The 23543-nt window shown below is 56.5% G+C and carries 21 protein-coding genes and 1 riboswitch; of the genes, 8 read left to right on the forward strand and 13 right to left on the reverse strand.

Annotation, left to right across the window (positions count from 1 at the left end):
* Positions 1 to 6: 6 nt before the first annotated feature.
* Together A6013_RS05565 and A6013_RS05570 are read right to left on the reverse strand one after the other, a co-directional pair.
* Positions 7 to 834 (reverse strand): urease accessory protein UreD, encoded by an 828-nt coding sequence (locus tag A6013_RS05565; RefSeq protein WP_069732685.1) that lies wholly within the window; start codon positions 832 to 834, stop codon positions 7 to 9.
* Between the two features lie 137 nt (positions 835 to 971).
* Positions 972 to 1985: an alpha/beta hydrolase gene (locus tag A6013_RS05570; RefSeq protein ID WP_049138354.1), complete on the reverse strand. Its 1014-nt coding sequence runs from the start codon at positions 1983 to 1985 to the stop codon at positions 972 to 974.
* Between the two features lie 143 nt (positions 1986 to 2128).
* Between A6013_RS05570 and A6013_RS05575 the strand changes: the two genes are divergently transcribed.
* Positions 2129 to 2551 carry a MarR family winged helix-turn-helix transcriptional regulator gene (locus A6013_RS05575; RefSeq protein ID WP_047367377.1) on the forward strand — a complete coding sequence of 141 codons (423 nt, stop codon included), beginning with the start codon at positions 2129 to 2131 and terminating at the stop codon, positions 2549 to 2551.
* Between the two features lie 41 nt (positions 2552 to 2592).
* Here the strand turns inward: A6013_RS05575 and A6013_RS05580 are convergent, their stop codons facing one another.
* Positions 2593 to 4059, reverse strand: coding sequence for an MFS transporter (locus A6013_RS05580; RefSeq protein WP_069732686.1), 1467 nt, complete (start codon positions 4057 to 4059; stop codon positions 2593 to 2595).
* 93 nt (positions 4060 to 4152) lie between these two features.
* Positions 4153 to 4767, reverse strand: a complete 615-nt coding sequence (plsY, locus tag A6013_RS05585) for a glycerol-3-phosphate 1-O-acyltransferase PlsY (RefSeq protein WP_014833311.1) — start codon at positions 4765 to 4767, stop codon at positions 4153 to 4155.
* A 107-nt stretch (positions 4768 to 4874) separates the two neighbouring features.
* Between plsY and folB the strand changes: the two genes are divergently transcribed.
* Complete coding sequence (gene folB, locus A6013_RS05590; protein ID WP_045261137.1) at positions 4875 to 5243, forward strand: bifunctional dihydroneopterin aldolase/7,8-dihydroneopterin epimerase; 369 nt, start codon at positions 4875 to 4877, stop codon at positions 5241 to 5243.
* 108 nt (positions 5244 to 5351) lie between these two features.
* Positions 5352 to 6173: an undecaprenyl-diphosphate phosphatase gene (gene bacA, locus A6013_RS05595; RefSeq protein WP_028014459.1), complete on the forward strand. Its 822-nt coding sequence runs from the start codon at positions 5352 to 5354 to the stop codon at positions 6171 to 6173.
* Between the two features lie 13 nt (positions 6174 to 6186).
* Here the strand turns inward: bacA and A6013_RS05600 are convergent, their stop codons facing one another.
* Together A6013_RS05600 and A6013_RS05605 are read right to left on the reverse strand one after the other, a co-directional pair.
* On the reverse strand, positions 6187 to 7428 hold the full coding sequence (locus tag A6013_RS05600) for a multifunctional CCA addition/repair protein (protein WP_028014458.1): 1242 nt from the start codon (positions 7426 to 7428) through the stop codon (positions 6187 to 6189).
* 60 nt (positions 7429 to 7488) lie between these two features.
* Positions 7489 to 8109 carry a TIGR04211 family SH3 domain-containing protein gene (locus A6013_RS05605; RefSeq protein WP_028014457.1) on the reverse strand — a complete coding sequence of 207 codons (621 nt, stop codon included), beginning with the start codon at positions 8107 to 8109 and terminating at the stop codon, positions 7489 to 7491.
* Between the two features lie 229 nt (positions 8110 to 8338).
* Between A6013_RS05605 and A6013_RS05610 the strand changes: the two genes are divergently transcribed.
* From A6013_RS05610 to hldE, 3 genes are read left to right on the forward strand one after another with little or no spacing between them, the layout of a single operon-like run.
* Complete coding sequence (locus tag A6013_RS05610; RefSeq protein WP_028014456.1) at positions 8339 to 9640, forward strand: inorganic triphosphatase; 1302 nt, start codon at positions 8339 to 8341, stop codon at positions 9638 to 9640.
* A gap of 21 nt (positions 9641 to 9661) precedes the next feature.
* Complete coding sequence (gene glnE / locus A6013_RS05615) at positions 9662 to 12517, forward strand: bifunctional [glutamate--ammonia ligase]-adenylyl-L-tyrosine phosphorylase/[glutamate--ammonia-ligase] adenylyltransferase (RefSeq protein WP_048959461.1); 2856 nt, start codon at positions 9662 to 9664, stop codon at positions 12515 to 12517.
* A gap of 40 nt (positions 12518 to 12557) precedes the next feature.
* Complete coding sequence (gene hldE, locus A6013_RS05620) at positions 12558 to 13988, forward strand: bifunctional D-glycero-beta-D-manno-heptose-7-phosphate kinase/D-glycero-beta-D-manno-heptose 1-phosphate adenylyltransferase HldE (RefSeq protein ID WP_003862540.1); 1431 nt, start codon at positions 12558 to 12560, stop codon at positions 13986 to 13988.
* A 67-nt stretch (positions 13989 to 14055) separates the two neighbouring features.
* Here the strand turns inward: hldE and ubiK are convergent, their stop codons facing one another.
* A complete protein-coding gene (ubiK, locus tag A6013_RS05625; protein ID WP_028014454.1) occupies positions 14056 to 14352 on the reverse strand; it encodes a ubiquinone biosynthesis accessory factor UbiK in 297 nt (98 codons plus the stop codon).
* A 121-nt stretch (positions 14353 to 14473) separates the two neighbouring features.
* Positions 14474 to 14624: riboswitch (FMN riboswitch) on the forward strand.
* A gap of 106 nt (positions 14625 to 14730) precedes the next feature.
* On the opposite strand from ubiK, the gene ribB reads away from it, so the two are divergent.
* Entirely contained in the window at positions 14731 to 15384 is a 654-nt protein-coding gene (gene ribB / locus A6013_RS05630; protein WP_028017147.1) for a 3,4-dihydroxy-2-butanone-4-phosphate synthase, read from the forward strand.
* 44 nt (positions 15385 to 15428) lie between these two features.
* On the opposite strand, the gene A6013_RS05635 is transcribed toward ribB, so the two are convergent.
* From A6013_RS05635 to zupT, 5 genes are all read right to left on the reverse strand, one after another.
* The gene (locus tag A6013_RS05635) at positions 15429 to 16490 is read right to left on the reverse strand and encodes a fimbrial protein (protein ID WP_048959460.1); all 1062 of its coding nucleotides are present in this window, start codon (positions 16488 to 16490) and stop codon (positions 15429 to 15431) included.
* Positions 16474 to 17235 carry a molecular chaperone gene (locus A6013_RS05640; RefSeq protein ID WP_048959459.1) on the reverse strand — a complete coding sequence of 254 codons (762 nt, stop codon included), beginning with the start codon at positions 17233 to 17235 and terminating at the stop codon, positions 16474 to 16476. Before A6013_RS05640 ends, A6013_RS05635 begins: the two co-directional genes overlap by 17 nt.
* Positions 17236 to 17244: 9 nt before the next feature.
* Complete coding sequence (locus A6013_RS05645) at positions 17245 to 19683, reverse strand: fimbria/pilus outer membrane usher protein (RefSeq protein WP_069732687.1); 2439 nt, start codon at positions 19681 to 19683, stop codon at positions 17245 to 17247.
* Positions 19684 to 19756: 73 nt separating this feature from the next.
* On the reverse strand, positions 19757 to 20317 hold the full coding sequence (locus A6013_RS05650) for a fimbrial protein (RefSeq protein WP_045261131.1): 561 nt from the start codon (positions 20315 to 20317) through the stop codon (positions 19757 to 19759).
* Between the two features lie 333 nt (positions 20318 to 20650).
* Positions 20651 to 21424: a zinc transporter ZupT gene (gene zupT, locus A6013_RS05655; protein ID WP_028014448.1), complete on the reverse strand. Its 774-nt coding sequence runs from the start codon at positions 21422 to 21424 to the stop codon at positions 20651 to 20653.
* 130 nt (positions 21425 to 21554) lie between these two features.
* Here zupT and ygiD point away from each other — a divergent pair, with 130 nt between their 5' ends.
* Positions 21555 to 22343 (forward strand): 4,5-DOPA dioxygenase extradiol, encoded by a 789-nt coding sequence (ygiD, locus tag A6013_RS05660; RefSeq protein WP_069732688.1) that lies wholly within the window; start codon positions 21555 to 21557, stop codon positions 22341 to 22343.
* Between the two features lie 37 nt (positions 22344 to 22380).
* On the opposite strand, the gene A6013_RS05665 is transcribed toward ygiD, so the two are convergent.
* On the reverse strand, positions 22381 to 23541 hold the full coding sequence (locus A6013_RS05665; RefSeq protein ID WP_069732689.1) for a glutathionylspermidine synthase family protein: 1161 nt from the start codon (positions 23539 to 23541) through the stop codon (positions 22381 to 22383).
* Positions 23542 to 23543 lie beyond the last annotated feature (2 nt).

The raw sequence follows: 23543 nt of genomic DNA on the forward strand, positions 1-23543 counted from the left end.
TTTCTCTTATGTCTGCCAGATGCGCGGCGAACAGGCGGTTTTGGTAGTAAGAAGCGGGCGAAGCGACTGCCAGATGTCGCGCATCGCCCGCTGGCAAATCAGGTTGTCGTGGGAGAGAAAACGCACCGACAGCAGATCGTCGGTGAGCGTTGCCCCTGCAAAATGGCCCAGAGGCGCGAGCAGCGCGCGCACCGTGTCGAGATGTTCTTCCCGGGCCGGATAGAACAGCAGGGTGCCGATCCATGGGTGTCCGGCAACGGGCGTGAGATCGCCGTCGCCGAGGTGCTGGCGCTCTATCAGGCGCGGTTCGTCATCCACCCACACCTCAAGGCGGCTCTCCAGCGTGCCGTGGCTGAAGGTCTCACCGATTACCGGGCGGCCCAGGCAGTACAGCTCCCACGCCAGCAGCGTGCTGGAGGCCTTAAGGTGGAAGACGGAACGCAGCGCGGTGTTCGCGCCGGGAAAGATAATGGTGTCCTGCGGCAGCCACTCCAGCGTGGCGTTTTCATCAAGATAAAAGTGCTGGCTCAGACGCGCCTGCGGGCCGCTGCTGCGGTAGAACTTGCTGGCGCCGGGCATGGTGATAAGCGCGTGGCTTTTGGCATCGAGCCGAACGGAAATATCCAGCGTATCGCCGCCCACGACGCCGCCGGGCGGGTGCAGCAGATAGAGGTGGCAGGTTTTTCCTTCGGGATAAAACGGACGTTGTACGGTGAGCGGCCCGACGTGTCGAGCGGAACGCAGGAGGGTTTTCTCAGGGGTGTGACAAAACTGCAGGGCAAGCGACGCCTGCCAGCCTTTATACGTATTATCAGTGATCTGAGCTGCTAACATGCTGCTTCCATCTGCGCATCATCGGGGTCGTTTCAGTATGCCCTGGCGGAAATGAAGGCTGTCATATGAGTCGCTTATGGATAGAGGAAATTAAAAAGCACGGCCCGGGGCCGTGCTCTGTATGAAGCATGACGATCCTATTTCAGGTGGTCATGCAATGCTGCACCTGCCTGCTCAAGGGCGACTTTAACCGTTGGCTCCTGGCTCAGCGGGTTAAGCAGGCCGTAATCGTGGATCATGCCGTTATAGCGCGTGACGGTCACCGGGACGCCAGCCGCATCCAGTTTACGCCCGAATGCTTCACCTTCATCCCGCAGAACGTCCAGCTCAGCTGTCTGAATCAGCGTCTCCGGGAAGCCTTTCAACTGTGCAGTGCTGGCGCGAAGCGGAGAGGCAAGGATATTGTTACGATCGGCAGCGCTGGTGGTGTAGTTATCCCAGAACCACTTCATCATGTTTTTTGACAGGAAATAGCCATTTTCGAACTGGTGATAGGAAGCCGTATCAAAGCTGGCGTCCGTCACTGGCCAGAGCATCACGTTGTAGCGAATTTTTGGCCCATTAAACTGTTTGGCCTGCAACGCCACTGAAGCCACCATGTTGCCGCCCACGCTGTTACCAACCAGGCCCAGACGGCTGCCGTCCACGCCAATTTCCTGGCCGTGCTCGGCTACCCATTTTGTCGCTTCATAGGCCTGATTGATTGCCACCGGGAAATGGGCTTCAGGTGACGGTGTGTAATCAACGTAAACCGCTGCGGCGCCTGATGCGCGAACCAGATCGCGGATTAAACGTTCGTGGGTTGGAAAATCACCCAGCACCCAACCGCCACCGTGGAAGAACATAAATACCGGGAGCGTACCGGCAGCATGTTCAGGCTTCACAATTTTTAGGGCGATCGTCTGGCCATTGACCTGGATCGTTTTTTCAGTCACCTGAGCGGGCGGCAATTTTGCTCCTTGCTGTGCGCCGATCAGTACCTGGCGGGCCTCCTGCGGGGTCATCTGTTCCATCGGTTTCCCTTTGCCAGCATTCAGGACATCAAGAAATGCCTGTACGCCTGCGGTCGGGGCTGGAGTATTGGTGGTTTGAGCGGATGCCGCGGCTGACGTGAAGACGGAAGAAATCAAGATGGCGGTTAATGTTTTCATGGTGGTACCCCTTTTAACGTATTTGATTGGATAACTAAATAGTGCGCTACTTAGTTGTTGATGTAATACTTGCGCGCAAGATACTTTTAGTCAAACATTATTTATAATTTTTTTTAGACAACAGATTCAGGGTTGATAGAAAAATGAAAGAAAACAAAACACTAGATGATTTATTGTGCTTCTCGCTGTACTCGGTCACCAATGCGTTCGTGCGCCAGTATCGCCCCCTGCTGCAGGAGATGGATCTGACCTATCCGCAATTTGTTGTTTTGATGGCGCTTTATGAGAAAGACAACATCCCGCTTCGCGATCTCAGCGATAAAACCTATTTTGATTCAGGCACATTGACCCCGCTGGTTCAGAAGCTTGAGGCAAAAGGTTTTCTCAACCGTATCGCGGTTGTGGGGGATGAAAGGATGAAAAATGTCGTATTGACCGATAAGGCGAAAGAACTGAAAAAGCAGGTGATGGCGCTGCCGGACCAGATTCGCTGCAGCATGCGAATGAATGATGATGAGCTGGAAATGCTAAAAAAACTCTCCCGAACGCTGCTGGAAGATTTGTAAGCGCACTTCGGTGGGGGTGAACCCACCGAAGCGATGTGTCGTTACCGGTAGTCCTCCGCATCCACATCATACCCGGACGGCTCCCAGCGGATCGCCAGCAATGACGCCAGACCGATAAACGGCGCCAGCGCAATCACCCAGAACACGGCGGTGTCGAGAGACGCGACCAGCAGCGGGAACAGGAACAGCGACAGCGTGGAGCTGCTGCGCATCAGCGTCTGGTTGAGACCCACGCCCACGCCGCGCAGCGAGGTCGGGTAGCTCAGCGAGGCGAACGTCATGGTATGCGCGCCCGGGCCAAATCCCTGACCGAACAGGAAAAGCGCCAGCATCGCCACGGCAAGCACCCCTTCAGAAGCACCGTCCGGTCGACCAATCAGCGCCAGCCCCAGCAGCGCCACAAGCTGACAGGCGTAACCCGCCAGCGACATCCGCCACGCGCCGAAGCGCGGCACATAGCGCACCGCCAGTAATCCGCCGATAAACGCAAAAAGCAGGTTCAGCGCCAGCGAGATCACAATAGTGGTCAGCATAGACTGCACGAAGAAGCTTGAAATAATCACCGGCAGGCCAAAGGCCACGGCGTTATAGGCGAACGAGGAGACGACGGACAGCAGCGTGGCGAGCGTGGTACGCCGCAGATAGATGCCGCGGAACAGGTTCAGATAGTTCGACCATTTGGCTTTATTCACGACAGGCGCAGGCTGGGTGAGCGCATCCTGCGGGACGTGAGCGTTAATATTGTACGACTGCCGCAAAATGGACGCCGCCTCTTTCAGGTTGCCCTGATTCGCCGCCCAGACCGGCGATTCGCTCATATAGCGGCTGCGGATGGCGATAATCACCAGCGCGGGTACCGCGCCAAAGCCGAGAATCAAACGCCAGAGCCAGTCGCTGTGGCTTTCCGGCAGCACTGCGTAGAAAAAGAGAACCAGAAGGTAAGAGATGCTGATCGCCGCATACCAGGTAGGGCACCACATCGCGACGCTGGAGGCCTTATTGCCCGGCCCTTTCAGCCTGGCAAACTCGCTCAGGAACGCCATCGCCACGGGAAGGTCGATCCCCACGCCAAGGCCCATCACAAAGCGCGCGCCCGCCAGCACATATTCATTCGGGGCCAGCGCGCAGGCGATAGCGGCGACGACAAAGAATACCATGTCGGCCATAAAGACGCGGTAGCGCCCGATTTTATCCGTGAGGTAACCGCCGAGCAGCGCCCCGACAATCGCACCAAAGGTAATTGCCGAGGCCACCATGCCGGTACCGGCGGGCGTCAGGTTAAATTCGCGGGTAATGTCTTTGATACCAAAGGCCAGCGCGCCCAGATCGTAGGCATCGAGGAAAATCCCGCCCAGAGCGATACCGACCACGATCCGGGCGTTAGCCCGGCCCTGTGAGCCGTCATTAACGAGACGTGAAACGTCCGATGCACTGCGCACCCACTGAATGTCGCCATCAGGGGGAATTCCTACCGTTGAAAGGGGAGTGGTGTCTGTGATTTCTGCCATTTTCTTTATTGTGTGGTTGTGTTGTGTCTCTAACAGTTACCACAGGCAGAAGGTGACAAAAATCACATTTGGTTATAAGGCATAACTAACCGCCTACTCGGGATCTTTTTTCTTTCGCTTGAGCTTCGTCCAGATCTTCGTTTCCTGGCGTCGCCACAGGCGCTGGATATTGTCGTGATGACGCAGCAGGATCAGGCAGGAGAGCATCGATACCGGGAAGGTGAATTGGGGTTTAAACCACCAGACGTAAAATGGGGCGATCAGCGCGCTGACGATGGCACCCAGCGACGAATAGCCGCTCAGCAGAATGGTCAGCAGCCAGGTCCCGGCCATGACGCCGGTTAAGTCCCATCCGATGGGCGCGATGGCACCAAAGGCGGTCGCCACCCCTTTGCCGCCTTTAAAGCCGAAGAATACGGGCCAGATATGGCCGACGCAGGCGGCGATGGCGATGAGCCCCAGCCAGAATGGCGTGACGCCCAGCGCATACGCGCCCCAGACGGGTAGCATCCCCTTCAGAACATCAAAAATCAAAACCGCTACGGCTGCTCCCTTGCCGCCAATTCGAAGCACGTTGGTCGCTCCCGGATTCCCGGAACCACTTTCACGCGGGTCAGGTAACCCGGCAATGCGGCAGACCAGAATGGCGCTGGAGATTGAGCCGCAAAGATAGGCGAGGAGGATCATTCCAGGCGCGATTGCACTCATAACGCTGTTCCGTTTTGAAAATGTATCTGTATTCTCAGCATCTGTGGATAATACGCATAATTCGCCGGAAGTGGTATCCGGTTTAGCCAAAAAGCAGGCAGGTCGTGATGGATATTGTATTTATAGAGCAACTTTCGGTAATCACCACAATTGGTGTTTACGACTGGGAACAGACCATCGAGCAGAAACTGGTGTTCGATATCGAAATGGGATGGGATAACCGCAAATCGGCAAAAAGCGATGACGTGAATGACTGTCTGAGCTATGCCGACATCAGCGAAGCGGTGATCGGCCACGTGGAAGGACAGCGTTTTGCGTTGGTGGAACGGGTGGCGGAAGAGGTGGCGGATCTGCTGCTGACCAAATTCAACTCACCGTGGGTACGCATTAAGCTGAGCAAGCCGGGGGCAGTGGCGCGCGCGGCCAACGTAGGCGTGATTATCGAGCGTGGCACAAATCTGAAAGGAAACAATTAACGTCATAATTGCTAAACCATTTTAGGTTATATCGGTCTTAAGGCTGTATCTTTCACGGTAGCCGTTAGGGGCAACCGTTTTTTTATATCTTTTTTTAGGGGTTTATAGATGAGCGATATGCACTCGCTGCTGGTGGCGGCAATTCTGGGTGTGGTCGAAGGATTGACGGAGTTTTTGCCGGTTTCCAGTACGGGCCATATGATTATCGTTGGCCATCTGCTGGGCTTCGAAGGCGATACCGCAAAGACGTTTGAGGTGGTAATTCAGCTGGGCTCGATTCTGGCGGTGGTGGTGATGTTCTGGCGTCGCCTGTTTGGCCTGATCGGCATCCATTTTGGCCGTCTGCCGCAGCGTGAAGGAGAGGGCAAAGGCCGCCTGACGCTGATTCACATCCTGCTCGGGATGATCCCGGCGGTGGTATTGGGGCTGGTATTCCACGACACCATTAAATCGCTGTTTAACCCGATTAACGTCATGTACGCGCTGGTGGTGGGCGGTTTCCTGCTGATTGCCGCGGAAGTGCTGAAGCCAAAAGTCCCGCGTGCGGAAGGCCTGGACGATATGACCTATCGTCAGGCGTTTATCATTGGCTGCTTCCAGTGTCTGGCGCTGTGGCCGGGCTTCTCCCGTTCAGGTGCGACCATTTCAGGCGGGATGCTGATGGGCGTGAGCCGCTATGCGGCGTCCGAGTTCTCGTTCCTGCTGGCGGTGCCGATGATGATGGGCGCCACCGCGCTGGACCTTTACAAAAGCATTGGCTTCCTGACCACAGGCGATATTCCGATGTTTGCCGTGGGCTTTATCACCGCCTTTATCGTGGCGCTGATTGCCATCAAAACCTTCCTGCAGCTGATTAAGCGTATCTCGTTTATTCCGTTCGCGATCTACCGCTTTATCGTCGCGGCTGCGGTGTACGTGGTCTTCTTCTGATAACCGATTGCCCTCACTCTTTCGGCTGAGGGCAACGCTTTTCCTTCCACGCGGTAACCGCGTCAATCCGCCGTTTGGTTAGCTCCTCGCGAATCTCCGGGCCTTTAAATCCTGCCTCAACCACGTCTTTCGTTGGCACCGCTTTTGCGACTTCCCACGCTTCGCGCAGCAAACGCCCCTGGGGATAATCGGACGCTTCAAACCCGGTGCGGCCGCGCACGTCCGCTTCGCTGGTGAGCGCAATCTGCTCCACGCGCTGCGGCTTGCGCCAGGCGTCGATATTATCGAACAGCTTCACGATGGTGGCGGGCTTCAGGATCGGGAAGGTATGGATCAGGTCGTGGAACTCGGCGACCAGCTTTGCCAGATCGCGGATGTCATTCGGCACGCGCAGACGCTGGCAGAGCCCGTCAACCAGCTTTACCCCCGCCGGACCGTGCCCGTGATGGCGCGGCCAGAACTCTTTCGGCGTTAAGCCTTTGCCGAGATCGTGGCACAGGGTGGAAAAACGTACGTCCACCTCAGGGCTGAGCATGGCGGCCATGCTCAGCGTCATCAGCGTGTGTACGCCGGTATCAATTTCGGGATGCCATTTCGCCGGTGCGGGCACGCCAAACAGCGCGTCGATTTCCGGGAACAGCACCTTCAGCGCGCCGCAGTCGCGCAGAACCTGGAAAAAGACCTGCGGGTTGCGGGTGGTGAGGGCATTTTCCGTCTCTTTCCAGACGCGCTCCGGCGTCAGGTGTTCCAGCTCGCCCGCCTCGGTCATGGCCGTCATCAACGCCATCGTCTCATCCGCAATACGGAAGCTCAGATGCGCGTAACGCGCGGCAAAACGCGCCACGCGCAGCACGCGGAGCGGATCTTCAGAAAATGCCGGGGAGACGTGACGCAAAAGACGATCGCGCAGGTCGTCCTGCCCGCCGTAGGCGTCGATGATATGGCCGTTTTCGTCCTGGGCCAGGGCGTTAATGGTGAGATCGCGGCGCAGCAGATCCTGCTCCAGCGTCACATCCGGCGCGGCGTAGCAGGTGAAGCCGGTATAACCGGAACCGGATTTCCGTTCGGTACGCGCCAGGGCGTACTCTTCCCGGCTTTTCGGATGCAGGAACACGGGAAAATCGCGGCCTACCTGCTGGTAGCCCGCGTCAAGCATCTCTTCCGGGGTGGCGCCCACCACCACCCAGTCTTTATCTTTGACCGGCAGACCTAACAACGCATCACGTACCGCACCACCGACCAGATAACTCTTCACGCCTAACTCTCCCGTTTTCTCTTTTCCAGAATGATACGTAAGTCTGGCAGAGAAGACGAATTAGTTCATCCAGCGATCTTTACGCTTACGGCTTGGGATCAGATGTGGCAGAACCAGACCCAGCACCAGACCAACGCCCAGCACGCCGCCGCCATACATAAACCACTGCATGATAATAGTGCGCTGTTTGTCATCAAGCTGCAGGTTCGCGGCGTTCACTTTTTTCTGCGCGACGATCAGCTCGTTTTTGAGCTTTTGATTCTCTTCTTTCAGACCGTTGATCACGCCGTCGCTCTGCGCCACTTTCTGCTGCATTTCAGCGGTGCGCTGGTTCCAGGTCCCGTCGATGTTGTTCAGCTTGTCGGTCAGTGTCTTCACCTGGTTTTCCAGATCCGGCACGCGGGTGCGCAGGCTTGGCACGGTGCTCAGCTCTTTCATTGGGATCCAGGAGGTACGGCCGGAACTGTCGCGAACCTGACCGTAATTGGTCTCCGCGTTGGTCTGCAACAGGGTGACTTCCTCGCCGGCATTCACCGTGCCCACGAGGCGATAATTGTCTCCGGGGCCACTGCGCACCCAGGTGTTAAGTTCGTCAGAAACGTAACGCTTCTCTTCAGCGTGCACTGCGGTTGCGGCGCTAAAAGCGAGTAAAGTAAGTCCAATCAGGCGTAATTTAAGCATCATTAGTCGTTATTTTCATAAAAAGTGGAACGATAGTAGTGGCAACAGTGTCTCTACGCAAAGCATTCATCAGCAATCAGAATCATCTGTGTCACGACTCTACACATTTACGCCCGACAAATTGCTCATTGCATGGCAATTTGGCGCAAAATACTATGTACTGACAAATAAATGGCGAGGAAGTTCGCCCTCATTGACGCGTCTGTGACGCCCGCAAAAGTACAAGGCTATGGCTCAGGAAATCGAATTAAAATTTATCGTCGAAAAAGACAGCGTTGACGCGCTCCGTCAGCATCTGAATACGCTCTCCGGCGAGCACCATGAACCCGTACCGTTGCTCAACATCTACTACGAAACGCCGGACAACTGGCTGCGCAACCACGATATGGGGCTGCGTATCCGCGGCGCGAACGGACGCTACGAGATGACGATGAAAATCGCCGGCCGCGTGGTCGGCGGTTTGCATCAGCGCCCGGAATACAATATCGACATCAGTAAGCCAGAACTTGAGCTGGAACGTTTCCCGGCGGAAGTCTGGCCGGAAGGCGAACTGCCCGCCACGCTGGCAGGGCAGGTGCAGCCACTGTTCAGCACCGATTTCGCTCGCGAGAAATGGCTGGTGACGGAAGGCAAGAGCCGCATTGAAATCGCGCTGGATTTAGGCGAGGTGAAGGCGGGTGAGTTCCAGGAACCGATCTGCGAGCTGGAGCTGGAACTTCTGGAAGGGGATGCGAGCGACGTGCTGAAGCTGGCGCGCAAGCTGGTAAGCCAGCCGGGTTTACGTCAGGGCAGCTTGAGCAAAGCGGCGCGCGGCTACCACCTGGCTGCCGGAAATGCGCCACGCGTGCTGAGAGAGACTCCGATTTTGCGCGTCGTCCCGAAAGCCAGCATTGAGCAGGGCATGGAAGCGGCGCTGGAGCTGGCGCTCTCCCAATGGCAGTACCATGAAGAACTGTGGGCGCGTAACGTCAAAAATGCCAAAAAACAGGTGCTGGCCGCTATTGGTCTGGTGCGTCATACCCTGACGCTGTTTGGCGGTATCGTACCGCGTAAAGCTAGCGCTCACTTACGCGATCTGCTGACCCAGACCGAAACGCTGCTGCTTTCCGACGTGTCGGCGCAAACCGCGCTTTATAGCCCGCAAAATGCCGCGGCAAAACTGGCGCTGACCGAGTTTCTGGTGACGCGCGGCTGGCGCGTCTTCCTCGATGCAAAAGCGCAGACCAAAATCGCGGACAACTTTAAACGCTTCGCGGATATCCATCTTTCCCGCCACGCCGCCGAGCTGAGAACCACTTTCGCGCATCCGCTGGGCGACCAGTATGGCGACCAGCTTCCCCGCCTGGCGCGTAATATCGACAGCATGTTGCTTCTGTCGGGAGCGTACGAGGGCGTGAAGGCGCAGGCCTGGCTGGAGAACTGGCAGGGGCTTAAGCATGCCATTGAGACCCGTCAGCAGATTGAGATCGAGCATTTCCGCAACGAAGCCATTTCGCAGGATCCATACTGGCTGCACAGCGGAAAACGTTAATTCTGGCAAGGAACCCCTGATATGCCGCTTTCTTCGCAGTTACAGCAGCACTGGCAGACCGTTTGCGAACGTCTGCCCGAGTCGTTACCCGCGTCATCGTTAAGCGAGCAGGCGAAAAGCGTGCTCACGTTCAGTGATTTTGTGCAGGAGAGCGTCAGCGCCAATCCTGACTGGCTGGCAGAGCTGGAAAGCGCGCCGCCGCAGGCTGATGAGTGGCGGCACTATGCTGGCTGGCTGCAAACCGCGCTGGCAGAGGTGGCGGATGAAGCCACGCTGATGCGCGTTCTGCGTCAGTTCCGCCGCCGGGTGATGGTGCGCATTGCCTGGGCGCAGGCGCTGGAGCTGGTGAGTGAAGAGAGCACCTTGCAGCAGCTGAGCGAGCTGGCGCAGACGCTGATTGTCGCCGCGCGGGACTGGCTCTACGCCGCCTGCTGTAAAGAGTGGGGCACGCCGTGCAGCGAAGAAGGGGTTCCGCAGCCGCTGTTGATTCTGGGGATGGGCAAGCTGGGCGGCTGCGAGCTGAACTTCTCCTCGGATATCGACCTGATCTTTGCCTGGCCGGAGAATGGCGCCACGCGAGGCGGTCGTCGCGAGCTGGATAACGCCCAGTTCTTTACCCGACTCGGGCAGCGTCTGATTAAGGCGCTGGACCAGCCTACGCAGGACGGCTTTGTTTACCGCGTGGACATGCGCCTGCGCCCGTTTGGCGACAGCGGCCCGCTGGTGCTGAGCTTCGCCGCGCTGGAAGATTATTACCAGGAGCAGGGGCGCGACTGGGAGCGTTACGCGATGGTCAAAGCGCGGATCATGGGCGACAGCGACGACGCCTACGCCAACGAGTTGCGCGCCATGCTGCGCCCGTTCGTGTTCCGCCGTTACATCGACTTTAGCGTGATCCAGTCCCTGCGCAATATGAAAGGGATGATCGCCCGCGAGGTGCGCCGTCGCGGCCTGAAGGACAACATCAAGCTCGGCGCGGGCGGCATCCGCGAAATCGAATTTATCGTTCAGGTCTTCCAGCTGATCCGCGGCGGGCGTGAGCCGTCGCTGCAGTCCCGCTCGCTGCTGCCGACGCTGAGCGCCATTGAGCAACTGCATTTGCTGCCGGACGGCGACGCGCAAACCCTGCGCGAGGCCTATCTGTTCCTGCGCCGTCTGGAAAACCTGCTGCAAAGCATCAACGACGAACAGACCCAGACGTTGCCAGGAGATGAGCTGAACCGGGCGCGTCTGGCCTGGGGCATGCGGGTGGATGACTGGTCAACGTTGACCGAACGGCTGGATGCCCATATGGCAGGCGTTCGCCGCATCTTTAACGATCTTATTGGTGACGACGAAAGTGAATCGCCGGACGATGCGCTCTCCGAGCACTGGCGCGAACTGTGGCAGGACGCGCTCCAGGAAGATGACACCACGCCGGTGCTGGCGCACTTAAGCGACGACGCCCGCCATCGCGTGGTGGCCTTGATTGCCGATTTCCGTCTTGAGCTGAACAAGCGCGCCATTGGGCCGCGCGGTCGTCAGGTGCTGGATCATCTGATGCCGCACCTGCTGAGCGAGGTCTGCTCCCGCGAGGATGCGCCGGTGCCGCTGTCGCGCATGATGCCGCTGCTGAGCGGGATTATCACGCGTACCACCTATCTTGAACTGCTGAGCGAGTTTCCCGGCGCGCTGAAACACCTGATTTCCCTCTGCGCCGCGTCGCCGATGGTGGCCAACAAGCTGGCGCGATACCCGCTGCTGCTGGACGAACTGCTTGACCCGAACACGCTCTATCAGCCGACGGCGATGGACGCCTACCGCGACGAGCTGCGCCAGTATCTGCTGCGCGTGCCGGAAGAGGACGAAGAGCAACAGCTCGAGGCGCTGCGTCAGTTTAAGCAGGCGCAGATGCTGCGCGTGGCGGCGGCGGATATCGCCGGTACGCTGCCGGTAATGAAAGTGAGCGATCACTTAACCTGGCTGGCGGAGGCGATCATCGACGCGGTAGTCCATCAGGCGTGGGTGCAGATGGTGGCCCGCTACGGCCAGCCGAAGCATCTTGCTGACCGCGAGGGGCGAGGGTTTGCCGTGGTCGGTTACGGCAAGCTGGGCGGCTGGGAGCTGGGCTACAGCTCCGATCTGGATCTGATTTTCCTCCACGACTGTCCGGCAGACGTCATGACCGACGGCGAGCGTGAGATTGACGGGCGGCAGTTCTACCTGCGCCTGGCCCAGCGCATCATGCACCTGTTCAGCACCCGCACTTCGTCGGGCATTCTGTACGAGGTGGACGCGCGCCTGCGCCCGTCCGGCGCGGCAGGCATGCTGGTCACCTCGACGGACGCGTTTGCCGATTATCAGAAGAACGAAGCCTGGACGTGGGAACATCAGGCGCTGGTGCGCGCCCGCGTGGTGTACGGCGATCCGCAGCTCAAAACGCAGTTCGATGCGATCCGCAAGTCAGTCATGACGACCCCGCGCGAGGGCAGCACCCTGCAAACTGAAGTGCGCGAAATGCGTGAGAAAATGCGCGCGCATTTGGGTAACAAACATCGCGATCGCTTTGATATCAAAGCCGATGAGGGCGGGATTACCGATATTGAGTTCATCACTCAGTACCTGGTGCTGCTGCATGCCCACGACAAGCCGAAGCTGACGCGCTGGTCCGATAACGTGCGCATTCTGGAACTGCTGGCGCAAAACGACATCATGGACGAGCAGGAGGCGCAGGCCTTAACCCGCGCCTACACCACGCTGCGCGATGAACTTCATCACCTGGCATTGCAGGAACAGCCGGGCCACGTGGCGCTGGACTGTTTTACCGCAGAGCGCGCCCAGGTGACGGCAAGCTGGCAGAAATGGCTGGTGGAGCCGTGCGTAACAAAACAAGTGTGATATTATCGCGCGCAAATTGTGAATCTTTCTGGAGTCAGGAATGAAAGTAACACTGCCAGAGTTTGAACGTGCTGGAGTAATGGTTGTCGGGGATGTGATGCTGGATCGCTACTGGTATGGGCCGACCAGCCGCATCTCTCCTGAAGCGCCGGTACCGGTGGTTAAGGTCGACACCATTGAAGAGCGTCCCGGCGGCGCGGCAAACGTGGCGATGAACATAGCCTCGCTGGGCGCGCATTCGCGCCTGGTGGGCCTGACCGGTATCGACGATGCGGCGCGTGCGCTGAGCAAGTCGCTGGCGGACGTGAACGTGAAGTGCGACTTCGTTTCTGTTCCGACACACCCAACTATCACCAAGCTGCGCGTGCTGTCGCGTAACCAGCAGCTGATCCGCCTCGATTTCGAAGAAGGGTTCGAAGGCGTTGATCCTGAGCCGCTGCACGAGCGCATTAACCAGGCGCTGGGCAACATCGGCGCGCTGGTGCTGTCTGACTACGCCAAAGGCGCGCTGGCGAGCGTGCAAACGATGATTCAGCTGGCGCGTAAAGCCAGCGTACCGGTGCTGATCGATCCGAAAGGCACCGATTTTGAGCGCTATCGCGGCGCAACCCTGCTGACGCCAAACCTTTCTGAGTTCGAAGCGGTGGCGGGCAAGTGCAAAACCGAGGAAGAACTGGTTGAGCGCGGCATGAAGATCATTGCTGACTTCGAGCTGTCCGCGCTGCTGGTCACCCGTTCCGAACAGGGGATGACGCTGCTGCAGCCGGGCAAGGCGCCGCTGCATATGCCAACCCAGGCGCAGGAAGTGTACGACGTGACCGGTGCCGGTGATACGGTGATCGGCGTGCTGGCGGCAACGCTGGCGGCGGGTAACTCCCTGGAAGAGGCGTGCTACTTCGCGAACGCCGCGGCGGGCGTGGTTGTCGGTAAATTGGGTACTTCAACCGTTTCGCCAATCGAGCTGGAAAACGCGGTGCGCGGGCGTGCGGATACCGGTTTTGGCGTCATGACCGAAGACGAGCTGAAGGTGGCCGTTGCCGCCGCGCGCAAGCGCGGTGAAAAAGTGGTGATGACCAACGGCGTGTTCGACATCCTGCACGCGGGCCACGTGTCGTATCTGGCGAATGCGCGCAAGCTGGGCGATCGCCTCATTGTGGCAGTGAACAGCGATGCGTCGACCAAACGTCTGAAGGGCGAAACGCGCCCGGTGAACCCGCTCGAGCAACGTATGATTGTGCTTGGCGCGCTGGAAGCGGTGGACTGGGTGGTGTCGTTTGAAGAAGACACGCCGCAGCGCCTGATTGCCGGGATCCTGCCAGACCTGCTGGTGAAGGGCGGCGATTACAAGCCAGAGCAAATCGCAGGTAGCGAAGAGGTCTGGGCCAACGGCGGTGAGGTGATGGTGCTCAATTTTGAGGACGGGTGTTCAACCACCAACATCATCAAGAAGATCCAGAAAGACAGTCAGTAAAAAAAACGGGCCAGTTGGCCCGTTTTTTTTTCACCCTCTCCCTGTGGGAGAGGGCATCAGGCCGCACTTACTCCTGGTCGTCCACCGGTGGAATGGCCGGTGCCGGCTTCACTTCTTCCGGCGCATTGCGGTTTTCCAGCTCGCTCAGACGCTGTTCCAGCAGCGCCAGCTTCTCGCGGGTGCGCAGCAGAACCTGGGTCTGCACGTCAAACTCTTCGCGGCTGACTAAATCAAGGCGAACCAACTGCGCCTGCAGCGTCTGGCGGATTTTCTTCTCAACGTCATCACCAAATTCACGAATGCCCTTTGGCATGGACTCATGAACCTGACGCGCGATCTGCTCAATTTTTTTCGGGTCAATCATAATGGCTTCCCTTGATAAGTCGGTGTTGATGAACATTGTAGCGCGTCATGACCCAGGATAAAGCAGATTTGTTTGAAGCTTATGCATTGCCCAGGTTAATCAATAGCGTTATAGTTATCTCGCTTATTCTCAGGGCGGGGCGAAATTCCCCACCGGCGGTAAATCAGCTTAACGCTGAAAGCCCGCGAGCGCTTTGGGTGAATGCTCAAAGGTCAGCAGATCCGGTGTAATTCCGGGGCCGACGGTTAAAGTCCGGATGGGAGAGAGTAACGATCCAGTCGGGCATGGGCCCGCTCACGTTATCTTTTTGCCGCTTATACGGCGCTCCTAAGACTGCCCTGATTCTGGTAACCATAATGTTAATGAGGTTTTTTTACCATGAATCAGACGCTACTTTCCTCTTTTGGCACTTCAACTCAACGTGTTGAACATGCACTGGATGCACTGCGCGAAGGCCGCGGTGTGATGGTGCTTGACGATGAAAACCGTGAAAACGAAGGCGACATGATTTTCGCCGCCGAAAACATGACCGTTGAACAGATGGCGCTGACCATCCGTCACGGCAGCGGCATCGTATGCCTGTGTATTACCGAAGATCGTCGTAAGCAGCTTGAGCTGCCGATGATGGTTGAGAACAACACCAGCGCCTTTGGTACCGGCTTTACCGTGACCATTGAAGCGGCGCATGGCGTGACTACCGGTGTATCGGCGGCTGACCGCCTGACCACCGTGCGTGCCGCCATTGCTGATGATGCGAAACCCTCCGATCTGCATCGTCCAGGCCACGTCTTCCCGCTGCGCGCGCAGGCGGGCGGCGTGCTGACCCGCGGTGGTCACACCGAAGCAACGATCGACCTGGTGACACTGGCGGGCTTTAAGCCTGCGGGCGTGCTGTGCGAGCTGACCAACGATGACGGCACCATGGCCCGCGCGCCAGAGTGCATCACCTTTGCGCGTCTGCACAACATGCCGGTTGTCACAATTGAAGATCTGGTGGAGTACCGCCAGGCGCACGAGCGCAAGGCCAGCTGAGACAGCTGATGTGAAAAAGCCGGGGAAACCCGGCTTTTTTGTCGCTAGTGGTAGTTAATTTTAAACAGCACCACGGTTTCAAACGGTCCGGACTGGATCGCTTTTCCCTCATCCCACGACAGCTCTGCCGTGTACTTTTGCTCATACTGCAACGTACTCCCGGTGAAGTCGGCATACTCCTGGTAGTGGTTGAAGGTAAACGGATCCGTTCCGTTCAGAATACGCAGTTTTAGCCCATTCCCAATCAATAGCGCCGTATCGTCAGCGCTGAGTTTTTCGTTCGTGTAGAATGACGAGTCCATTTTGAATCCATCAGAGCACTGCGCGTCCTGCACCTTGGTGGTTTTGACCGTAAATTCGCGAACGCGCGTTTTCTGGTTCACGATGTCGCGAGCGCTGAAGGTGCCAAAATCGATCTCCTGGTTTTCAGGGTAGATGCTGAAGGTTGCCCCGCAGTCCAGAACGGTAATGTTTTGCAAGCCGTTGATGTGATACTTCAGGTTTTTCGCGTCGGCCATCTGGTTGACCCCGCCTTTACCGTCAAACTGCACCACGATGTAATCGCCGAGGGAACTCACGTAGCCGTGAGGCGGAATCGCCTTAATTTTTACAAACAGGCGAAAGCGGGCAATAAACGTGCGTGTCGGATGAATGTCATCCGGGTTTCCGGAGCAGATCAGGTTTTCCCAGCCCATCTGCCGTATCTGATCCGGGGTATAGATGAGGATATTCTTGTTATCAAGACACTGGCGGGTGTCCACGCCATTCGGCTGGCCCGTGGCATCGTAATCCACCCCTTCGTAGGTTACGCCAAGTTCATAGTAAGGGTCCGTTGCGGTAGGATAAGGGTTAACCCAGGCGAATACGTCTTCCGGCTCAAAGCCGCCGTTGACGTTGTGATCGCAGGTAACCGGGATTTTAATGTCATCTGATTCCCAGATTTTCTGCCCCACCTGCGCGTTGCTGGGGATAGCAAAGGGCGAGATGGTTTTTGTCTCTTCAACCGGCCCGCCTGAAGCACCAAGATAGCAGTCCAGCGCCAGCGCTTCTCTTACGGGCAGAGCGGATATCAGCAGCAGGAACAGCAGATTAGCGAGCTTGCGCATCTTTATCGACCTTATGCTCGCTGAGCGTACATTTCGCCGTACCTGAACATTGCGCGTCGACCTTTTTCAGCGCACCGTAATCATCGATGTAGCCAATGCTGTAGTAGTTGCCGTGATAGTCACCGGTAGAGGTTGTCGCCGTCGCAAACGGGGCGATCATCAGGCTGTCAAAACCGGGCAGCATGGTTTTCGCATTTTTGCTCAGCCACGCCAGCGTGATGTAATAAGGCGTAGGGTTATGCACGGTGAGCCCTTTCGCGTTTGCGGTGACTTCCATACGCATTTCTGCCTGATCGCCTGCCTTTTTGGCGATGGCTTTAGGACGCCAGAACAGTTTGATCCTGCTCTGCATCGCGACCTGCATGACGCTGCGTTCCTCGCTCGCGCTGGAACTTTTCGGCGGCACCTCGCGCAGGTTGAAATAAAACAGCGATTCCCGGTCTTTCGGCAACCGGGCGGTCGCGGCCTGCTTCACAATCCGGACCTGAGACGAGGCGCCCGCTTCAAGACGTTGAATCGGCGGAAGCGCCATAAAATGGCTGTCCTCCTTGCGTCCGTTTTCATCTTCTATCCAGGAGAGCGCCAGATAAGGCAACGTTTTGCTCTGATTATCAATCTTGAGGCTGCTGGCCTTATCGCTTTCCGGAAACACAATGCGGGTGCGGTCCAGGTTAACGGCGGCGTGGGTGGTAAATGCGGTGCCGATTAACATCAGGCACAGGCTAGTGAATGAGGTCAGTTTCATCATGGTTTCTTACTGGCATGGCAGTATCAACTGCATACTGTTTTCAAGGTGTGGAGGCAGCGAGAAGCGACACTGCTGATTGTCACCCCACGTTACCCGGAATTGTTGTTCAGGCTCGACTGCTCCCAGCCAGACGTGGCCTTCGTCGGCGACCATGCCGATTTGCTGGTCACTTTCCAGCAGGTGAACAATCGCGCCCAGCGGCGGAGTGCCGGCTGGCGTACGGATAATGCCGGCAATATCGTTGCCAGCGCGCGTGGCAATCTGGCGGTAGCCAATCGCCCCCTCGGTCCAGGTGGTGGTCGTGATGCGGTTGTCCACATCGACGCCGTCAGGCAGGTTATCCAGATTGACCTGTACGCTGGCGGGAGAGTAACTGGAAACCGACGGTAAAACGCCGATACCAAAGCGGTTGGTTTCATCCCGCGACATGTTCAGCGGAATGTTGCCGACGCCGTCGGTGCTGACCATCACGCGCGGTTCGTTTCCGTAGCTGCGACGGTGCAGCGCCGCGCCTTTGGCCGTTGAGGTAAACGAGCCATTCCAGCTGGCGCTCAGGGAGTTATATTCATCAGCTTTATAACTTCCGGAGATATTCAGATCGCCAAACGGTGAATAATGCTGATAGTTGCCGCTCATCTGTGCGCCCGCGTCCGCGTGTTCACTCTCCGTCCCCGCGGAGACGCCCCAGGTATTATTGCGATCGGACGTGTCGTACCAGGAGACATTTTGGCTCAGGCTATCGCTGTTGTGCAGATCGTAACTGAGGCGATGATCCGGATCGATCGGTACGCTCAGGGACAGGTAAAACTGCGTATCGTCGTCTTCATCTTCGTAATGCGTCTTGCTCCAGGAGAGGGTGACGCCGAGGTTTTTCCAGCGCCCCAGATCAAAGTTATAGCCTGCGGTAATGCTTCCGGTCGTGGACGGGGCTTCGTTCCACCAGGTCTGACGCAGTACGTTGACGTAGAGGTTGAGCGATAACGAGCTGATGTACTGGCTGGCGGTTACGCTCAGCGTCTGCTTTTCTGTCTGACGATCGTTGTCGTCATAATCAAGGAAGCGGGCATAGCTCAGGAATTTCCGATCGGAGTAGCGGTAGCTGGCAAGCGTAAGCTGGCTGCCGGTAGTATCGAAACGCTTACTGTAGTTAAAACGGTAGCTGTAACCCGTCTGGCTATCCTGGAAGGGGAGCTGGCTGGTGGCCTGCGTGACGTCAAAAGAGAGAGCACCCAGATGCGCCATATTTTGCCCGATCCCGGCGGCAATGGAACGGTAATGATCCCCGTCGGCAAGCGTCCCGCCATAGAGCGAGGTGTTTGACAGCATTCCCCATGAGAATTCACCGCTCATAAAACCGGTGTCTTCGACGTCATGAGAGGCGTCTTTACGCGCTTTACCCGCCGCCAGCTTGTAGCGAACCTGCCCTTTACGCGTTAAAAAAGGCACCGATTCCGCCGAGACCTGGAAGGTGCTGACGCGCCCGTCTTCCTCCGTCACTTTTACGTCCAGCGTCCCCTGAACGGACTGGTTAAGATCCTGAATAACAAAGGGGCCAGGCGGAACTTTACTTTGATAAATTACGCGATCGGACAGGCTGACGGTGACGGTCGCGTTGGTTTGCGCGATACCGGTAATTTGTGGCGCATAGCCACGCAGCGACCAGGGCAGCATGCGCTCATCGCTGATCAGGGAGGCGCCGGTATAGGTAAAAGCGTCAAAGATTGAGGACTGGAAGTCCGTTTCACCCAGCGTCAGCTTAGCACCAAGTGAAGGAAGAGGGCGGAACATGTAGACGCGCGAAAAGCGTCCGTCATGATCCGAACCTGCATCGGTATGCGTTTGGCTGTACTGATAATCACTGCGCAGGCGCCATGCGCCCATATTCGCGCCCGCCGTGCCATAGGTGTTGGCGTTGTTGGTGCTGCTGCCGTCGCTGGGCTGATAGTGGCTGGCGAACAGGTTGTAATCCAGAATCACGCCCGGTACGCCATTGTCCCACGTTGCGGGTGGCATCCAGTCGGCGGCGCGGTACTGCAACCATGCCTGGGGTACGGTGACCTTCAGCGTCTGGGTCGCTTGTTCAAAATTAAAGGTGATATCCGGTCTGGAGGAAAAGTCGACGCATCCTTCTTTTTCGGGTAAGGCGTCGCGGACTTCCTCTTTCAGGGCAAACGTATCCGCCAGTTCAGGAGGAATACACACCTGTACCGTGTTATTTACCTCTTTCCAGCTAAGCTGCCAGCCGTTAGCCAGCGGTGTGTCGTTAATTGATACGGTAACAAAATAGCTGCCAGGGGTAACCGCTATTTCATTTTTAAAAAGGGAGAGGTCAACGCTGCTCCGCTGGTCTTTATCAATGGCATTGATATTAAACTCGGTGGCAGAGGCAATCTTCGTCATTAACAGGGACGCAATGATGATTTTAGATTGTAATTTATATGTCATCATCCTGTTACCAAAATAATATCACATACCGGCTGGCAAATAATGCCAGCCGGTTTTATCGTGATGCATTGCCTTATTTGTACATCAGCACATAGTTGGCAGTCGCTTCAACCTGACCCGCTGTGGCAGTTTTACCCTGAGCAACTTCCATTAATGCTTTGAAGTGCAGAGTCTGAGTGGTGGAACCCGCCAGCAGATCGACCGTTTGAGCCGAACCCAGGGTGATGTTGGCTTCGTTGTTGTCCAGCAGACGAACACCGACGTTCTGAGCACCGCTAGCATAGGTGTTGCTCATCAGGCTGGTGTCAGTAGCGTCAGTTGCTGCGCTGGTGAAGGTCACGTCAACTTTGGTCACTGGCGTATCCGTTTCGTCCGCCGGATCGTCAAGCTGGCAGTTCTCCAGATTGATATCAACCGGAACAGCGGTAGACTTTTTGTTAGCGTTGATCACGGCAGTGGTAACTTCACCGAGGTCCACTTCTTTATCAACGCTGTCTGGTGCAATGCTGCACGGTGCATCAATGACCACGCCTTTGAATTTGATTTTGCCGGAACCCTGGTCATCAGCAAAAGCAGAACCCGAAACGATGGCAGCCATCGCAACCGCTAACAATACTTTTTTACCCATATACATGAAAATATCCTTTTTCAATTGAATTCATAATCTGAATATTAATTTTCAGAATACTCGCAAAGTATAACGGGATGAGGGAGGCTTTTACGATTAATGAGGCTTAAAGATATTTTTAGAGGAGGTTAATATATAATTTATTACTATCGTAACCGGTTAATATTTCATGCAGCAGCGGTTTTTTAAGCGCAATTTAATTGGAAAATATTGCGCTTAAAAATATCCATAAAAACTCTTGATTTTCCAATTGTAAATACAGAGCCGCAGACAGTGTAAAATGCAACGACTGCGCTGGGGCGCATCAAAGAATTGCCCTCATCGATGAGGGCATCCGTGTCAGCCTATACCTGCCGTTTGCAGCAGCACCAGGCTTAACCCCATCACCGACATGCCGCACAGCACGCCGTAGCTGGGATTATTGTTAGGATCGATCTCTTTCGCCAGCGGCATCAGCTCATCGACAGAGAGCGCAACCATAATCCCGGCCACGGCAGCCATAATCGCCGCCATCACGACAGGGGAGACGAGGCTTCCAAGGATCAGCCACGCCAGTACGCCGCCGAGAATTTCGGCCATCCCGGAAATCCCCGCCCAGAAGACGGCAGTACGTTTTGAACCCGTTGCGGCATAAACCGGCCCGGCCACGGCAAGTCCTTCAGGAATATTGTGTAAGGCTACCGCCAGCGCGACACCAAATCCCATTTCCAGATTGCTGCTGGCCGTGACATACGTGGCGACACCTTCCGGGAAGTTGTGCAGGCTGATACCCAGCGTCAGCAGGATCGCCGTGCGCTTGATGTTGCCGGGGATTGGAGTAACGCTTTTTTGCATCAAATCCTGAGGGTGGGCGTGGGGCAGCATACGGTCGAGCGCAAAATAGCCCAGCAGACCAACGATGAACATGCCGTAGCCCAGAACCGGAGACATTCCCTCGGTGTGAAGCGCTGCTGGCAGCATCTCCATCAGCGAGATAAGCAGCATGATCCCAGCGGCGAAGCCCAGCGAGAACGCCAGAAGACGATTAGACGGTTTTTGCCCGAGCACGCCGAGGAACGCACCGATAAAGGTCGCGGCACCCGCAAGCACGGTCAAAATTAAGGGTACTGACATGCACTCTCCTTAAGCGATATCTTACGTTCAAATTTCCTGATGATGATCTTCACGGTTATCTGCGTTTATCTTCACCTGAATGCGCGTAATGTAGAACCATCAAATTGACACCTTCTCTAAGGATACCACCATGTCTTCTTCTCGTATGCCTGCACTGTTTTTAGGCCACGGCAGCCCAATGAACGTTCTGGAAGACAACGTTTATACCCGCGCCTGGCGTCATCTGGGGGAGACATTGCCGCGTCCGAAGGCGATTGTGGTGGTGTCTGCGCACTGGTTTACCCGTGGTACCGGCGTGACGGCCATGGAAGCGCCTAAAACCATTCATGATTTCGGCGGCTTCCCGCAGGCGCTGTATGATACGCATTATCCGGCTCCCGGCTCGCCTGCGCTGGCACAGCGGCTGGTAGAGTTGCTCGCACCTGTTCCAGTGGCGCTGGATAAAGAAGCCTGGGGCTTTGACCACGGCTCGTGGGGTGTACTGATTAAGATGTACCCTGATGCAGATATTCCGATGGTGCAGTTAAGTATCGACAGCACTAAACCGGCGGCCTGGCATCTGGAAATGGGCCGCAAACTGGCGACCCTGCGTGATGAGGGCATCATGCTGGTGGCAAGCGGCAACGTGGTGCATAACCTGCGTACGGCGCGCTGGCACGGTGAGAACACGCCATACCCGTGGGCGAGCGCTTTTAACGCCTACGTCAAAGCGAACCTGACCTGGCAAGGCCCGGTTGAGAAGCATCCGTTAGTGAACTATCTGGATCACGAAGGCGGTTCGCTCTCTAACCCGACGCCGGAACACTTCCTGCCGCTGCTGTATGTGTTAGGTGCATGGGACGGTCAGGAGCCGGTTACCATTCCGGTTGACGGCATTGAGATGGGCAGTTTGAGTATGCTGTCGGCGCAGGTGGGGTAAAAACATGCCCGGTAAGCGTAGCGCCACCGGGCAAGTTTTATTCAACAAAAATATGCGGATAGAACCGTGACAGATCCTGCGTAATCAACGCGCGATCTTCGCGAATACCAATCCCGGCAGGATGATCGTTAATAAGCCAGCTGCCGATCAGCGTATAGCTGTCGCCAAACTTCGGCAGTTGATAAAACTCCTGGACGATCATCCCTTCTTCACCGTATGGCCCTTCAACCGCTTCCAGCGTTTTACCGTTTTCGATAATGGAGACGTTCGCGCCTTCGCGGGAAAAGATAGGCTTAACGACGTATTTCTCCATCGGCGGGAACTCATCTTCGGCAAAGTAAGCTGGCAACAGGTTAGGGTGGTTCGGGAACATCTCCCACAGCATCGGCAGCAGGGCTTTGTTGGAGATAATGCTCTTCCACGCCGGTTCCAGCCAGCGCACGCCCGCGTCTTCCAGCTTGGTGGAGAACATTTCACGCAGCATATATTCCCACGGATAGAGCTTGAACAGGTTGCTGATCACCTGATCCTGCATATCCGTAAACTGACCTTTTTCACCCAGGCCAATATCTTCGATATAGAGGAATTCAGTCGCCACTTCCGCTTCGGCCGCGCAGTCCTGCAGATACTGAACCGTGCCCCTGTCTTCTTCCGTGTCGCGACAGCAGGCAAGATGCAGCAGATTGAAGCCAAACTGCTCCCGCAGTTCGGCGAAACGCTCAATCAGCTTTTCCTGCAGGCTGTTGAACTGGTCGCTACCTTCCGGCAGGTTTCCGGCGTTCATCTGATCTTCCAGCCAAATCCACTGGAAGAATGCCGCTTCGTAAAGAGAGGTCGGCGTATCCGCGTTGTTTTCTAGAAGCTTCGGCTCACCCACGCCATCCCACGCCAGATCGAGGCGAGAGTAAAGCGAAGGCTGATTCGTTTTCCACGACTGACGGACGAAACTCCAGGTGTGCTTCGGAATACGGAATTTAGTCATCAGCTCGTCGCTGTCGATGACTTTATCCACCACCTTCAGGCACATCTGGTGCAGCTCGGCCGTCACCTCTTCCAGTTTTTCCACCTGGTCGAGCGTCAGTTTGTAGTAAGCATCTTCACACCAGTACGGCTCGCCGTACATGGTGTGGAAGTTAAAACCGTATTCAGTGGCTTTTTCGCGCCAGTCCGGGCGCTCGGTAATACCGACTCGTTCCATGA

Origin of the sequence: Enterobacter sp. IF2SW-B1 (assembly GCF_001743375.1) — a bacterium.
Classification (GTDB): Bacteria; Pseudomonadota; Gammaproteobacteria; order Enterobacterales; family Enterobacteriaceae; genus Enterobacter; species Enterobacter bugandensis.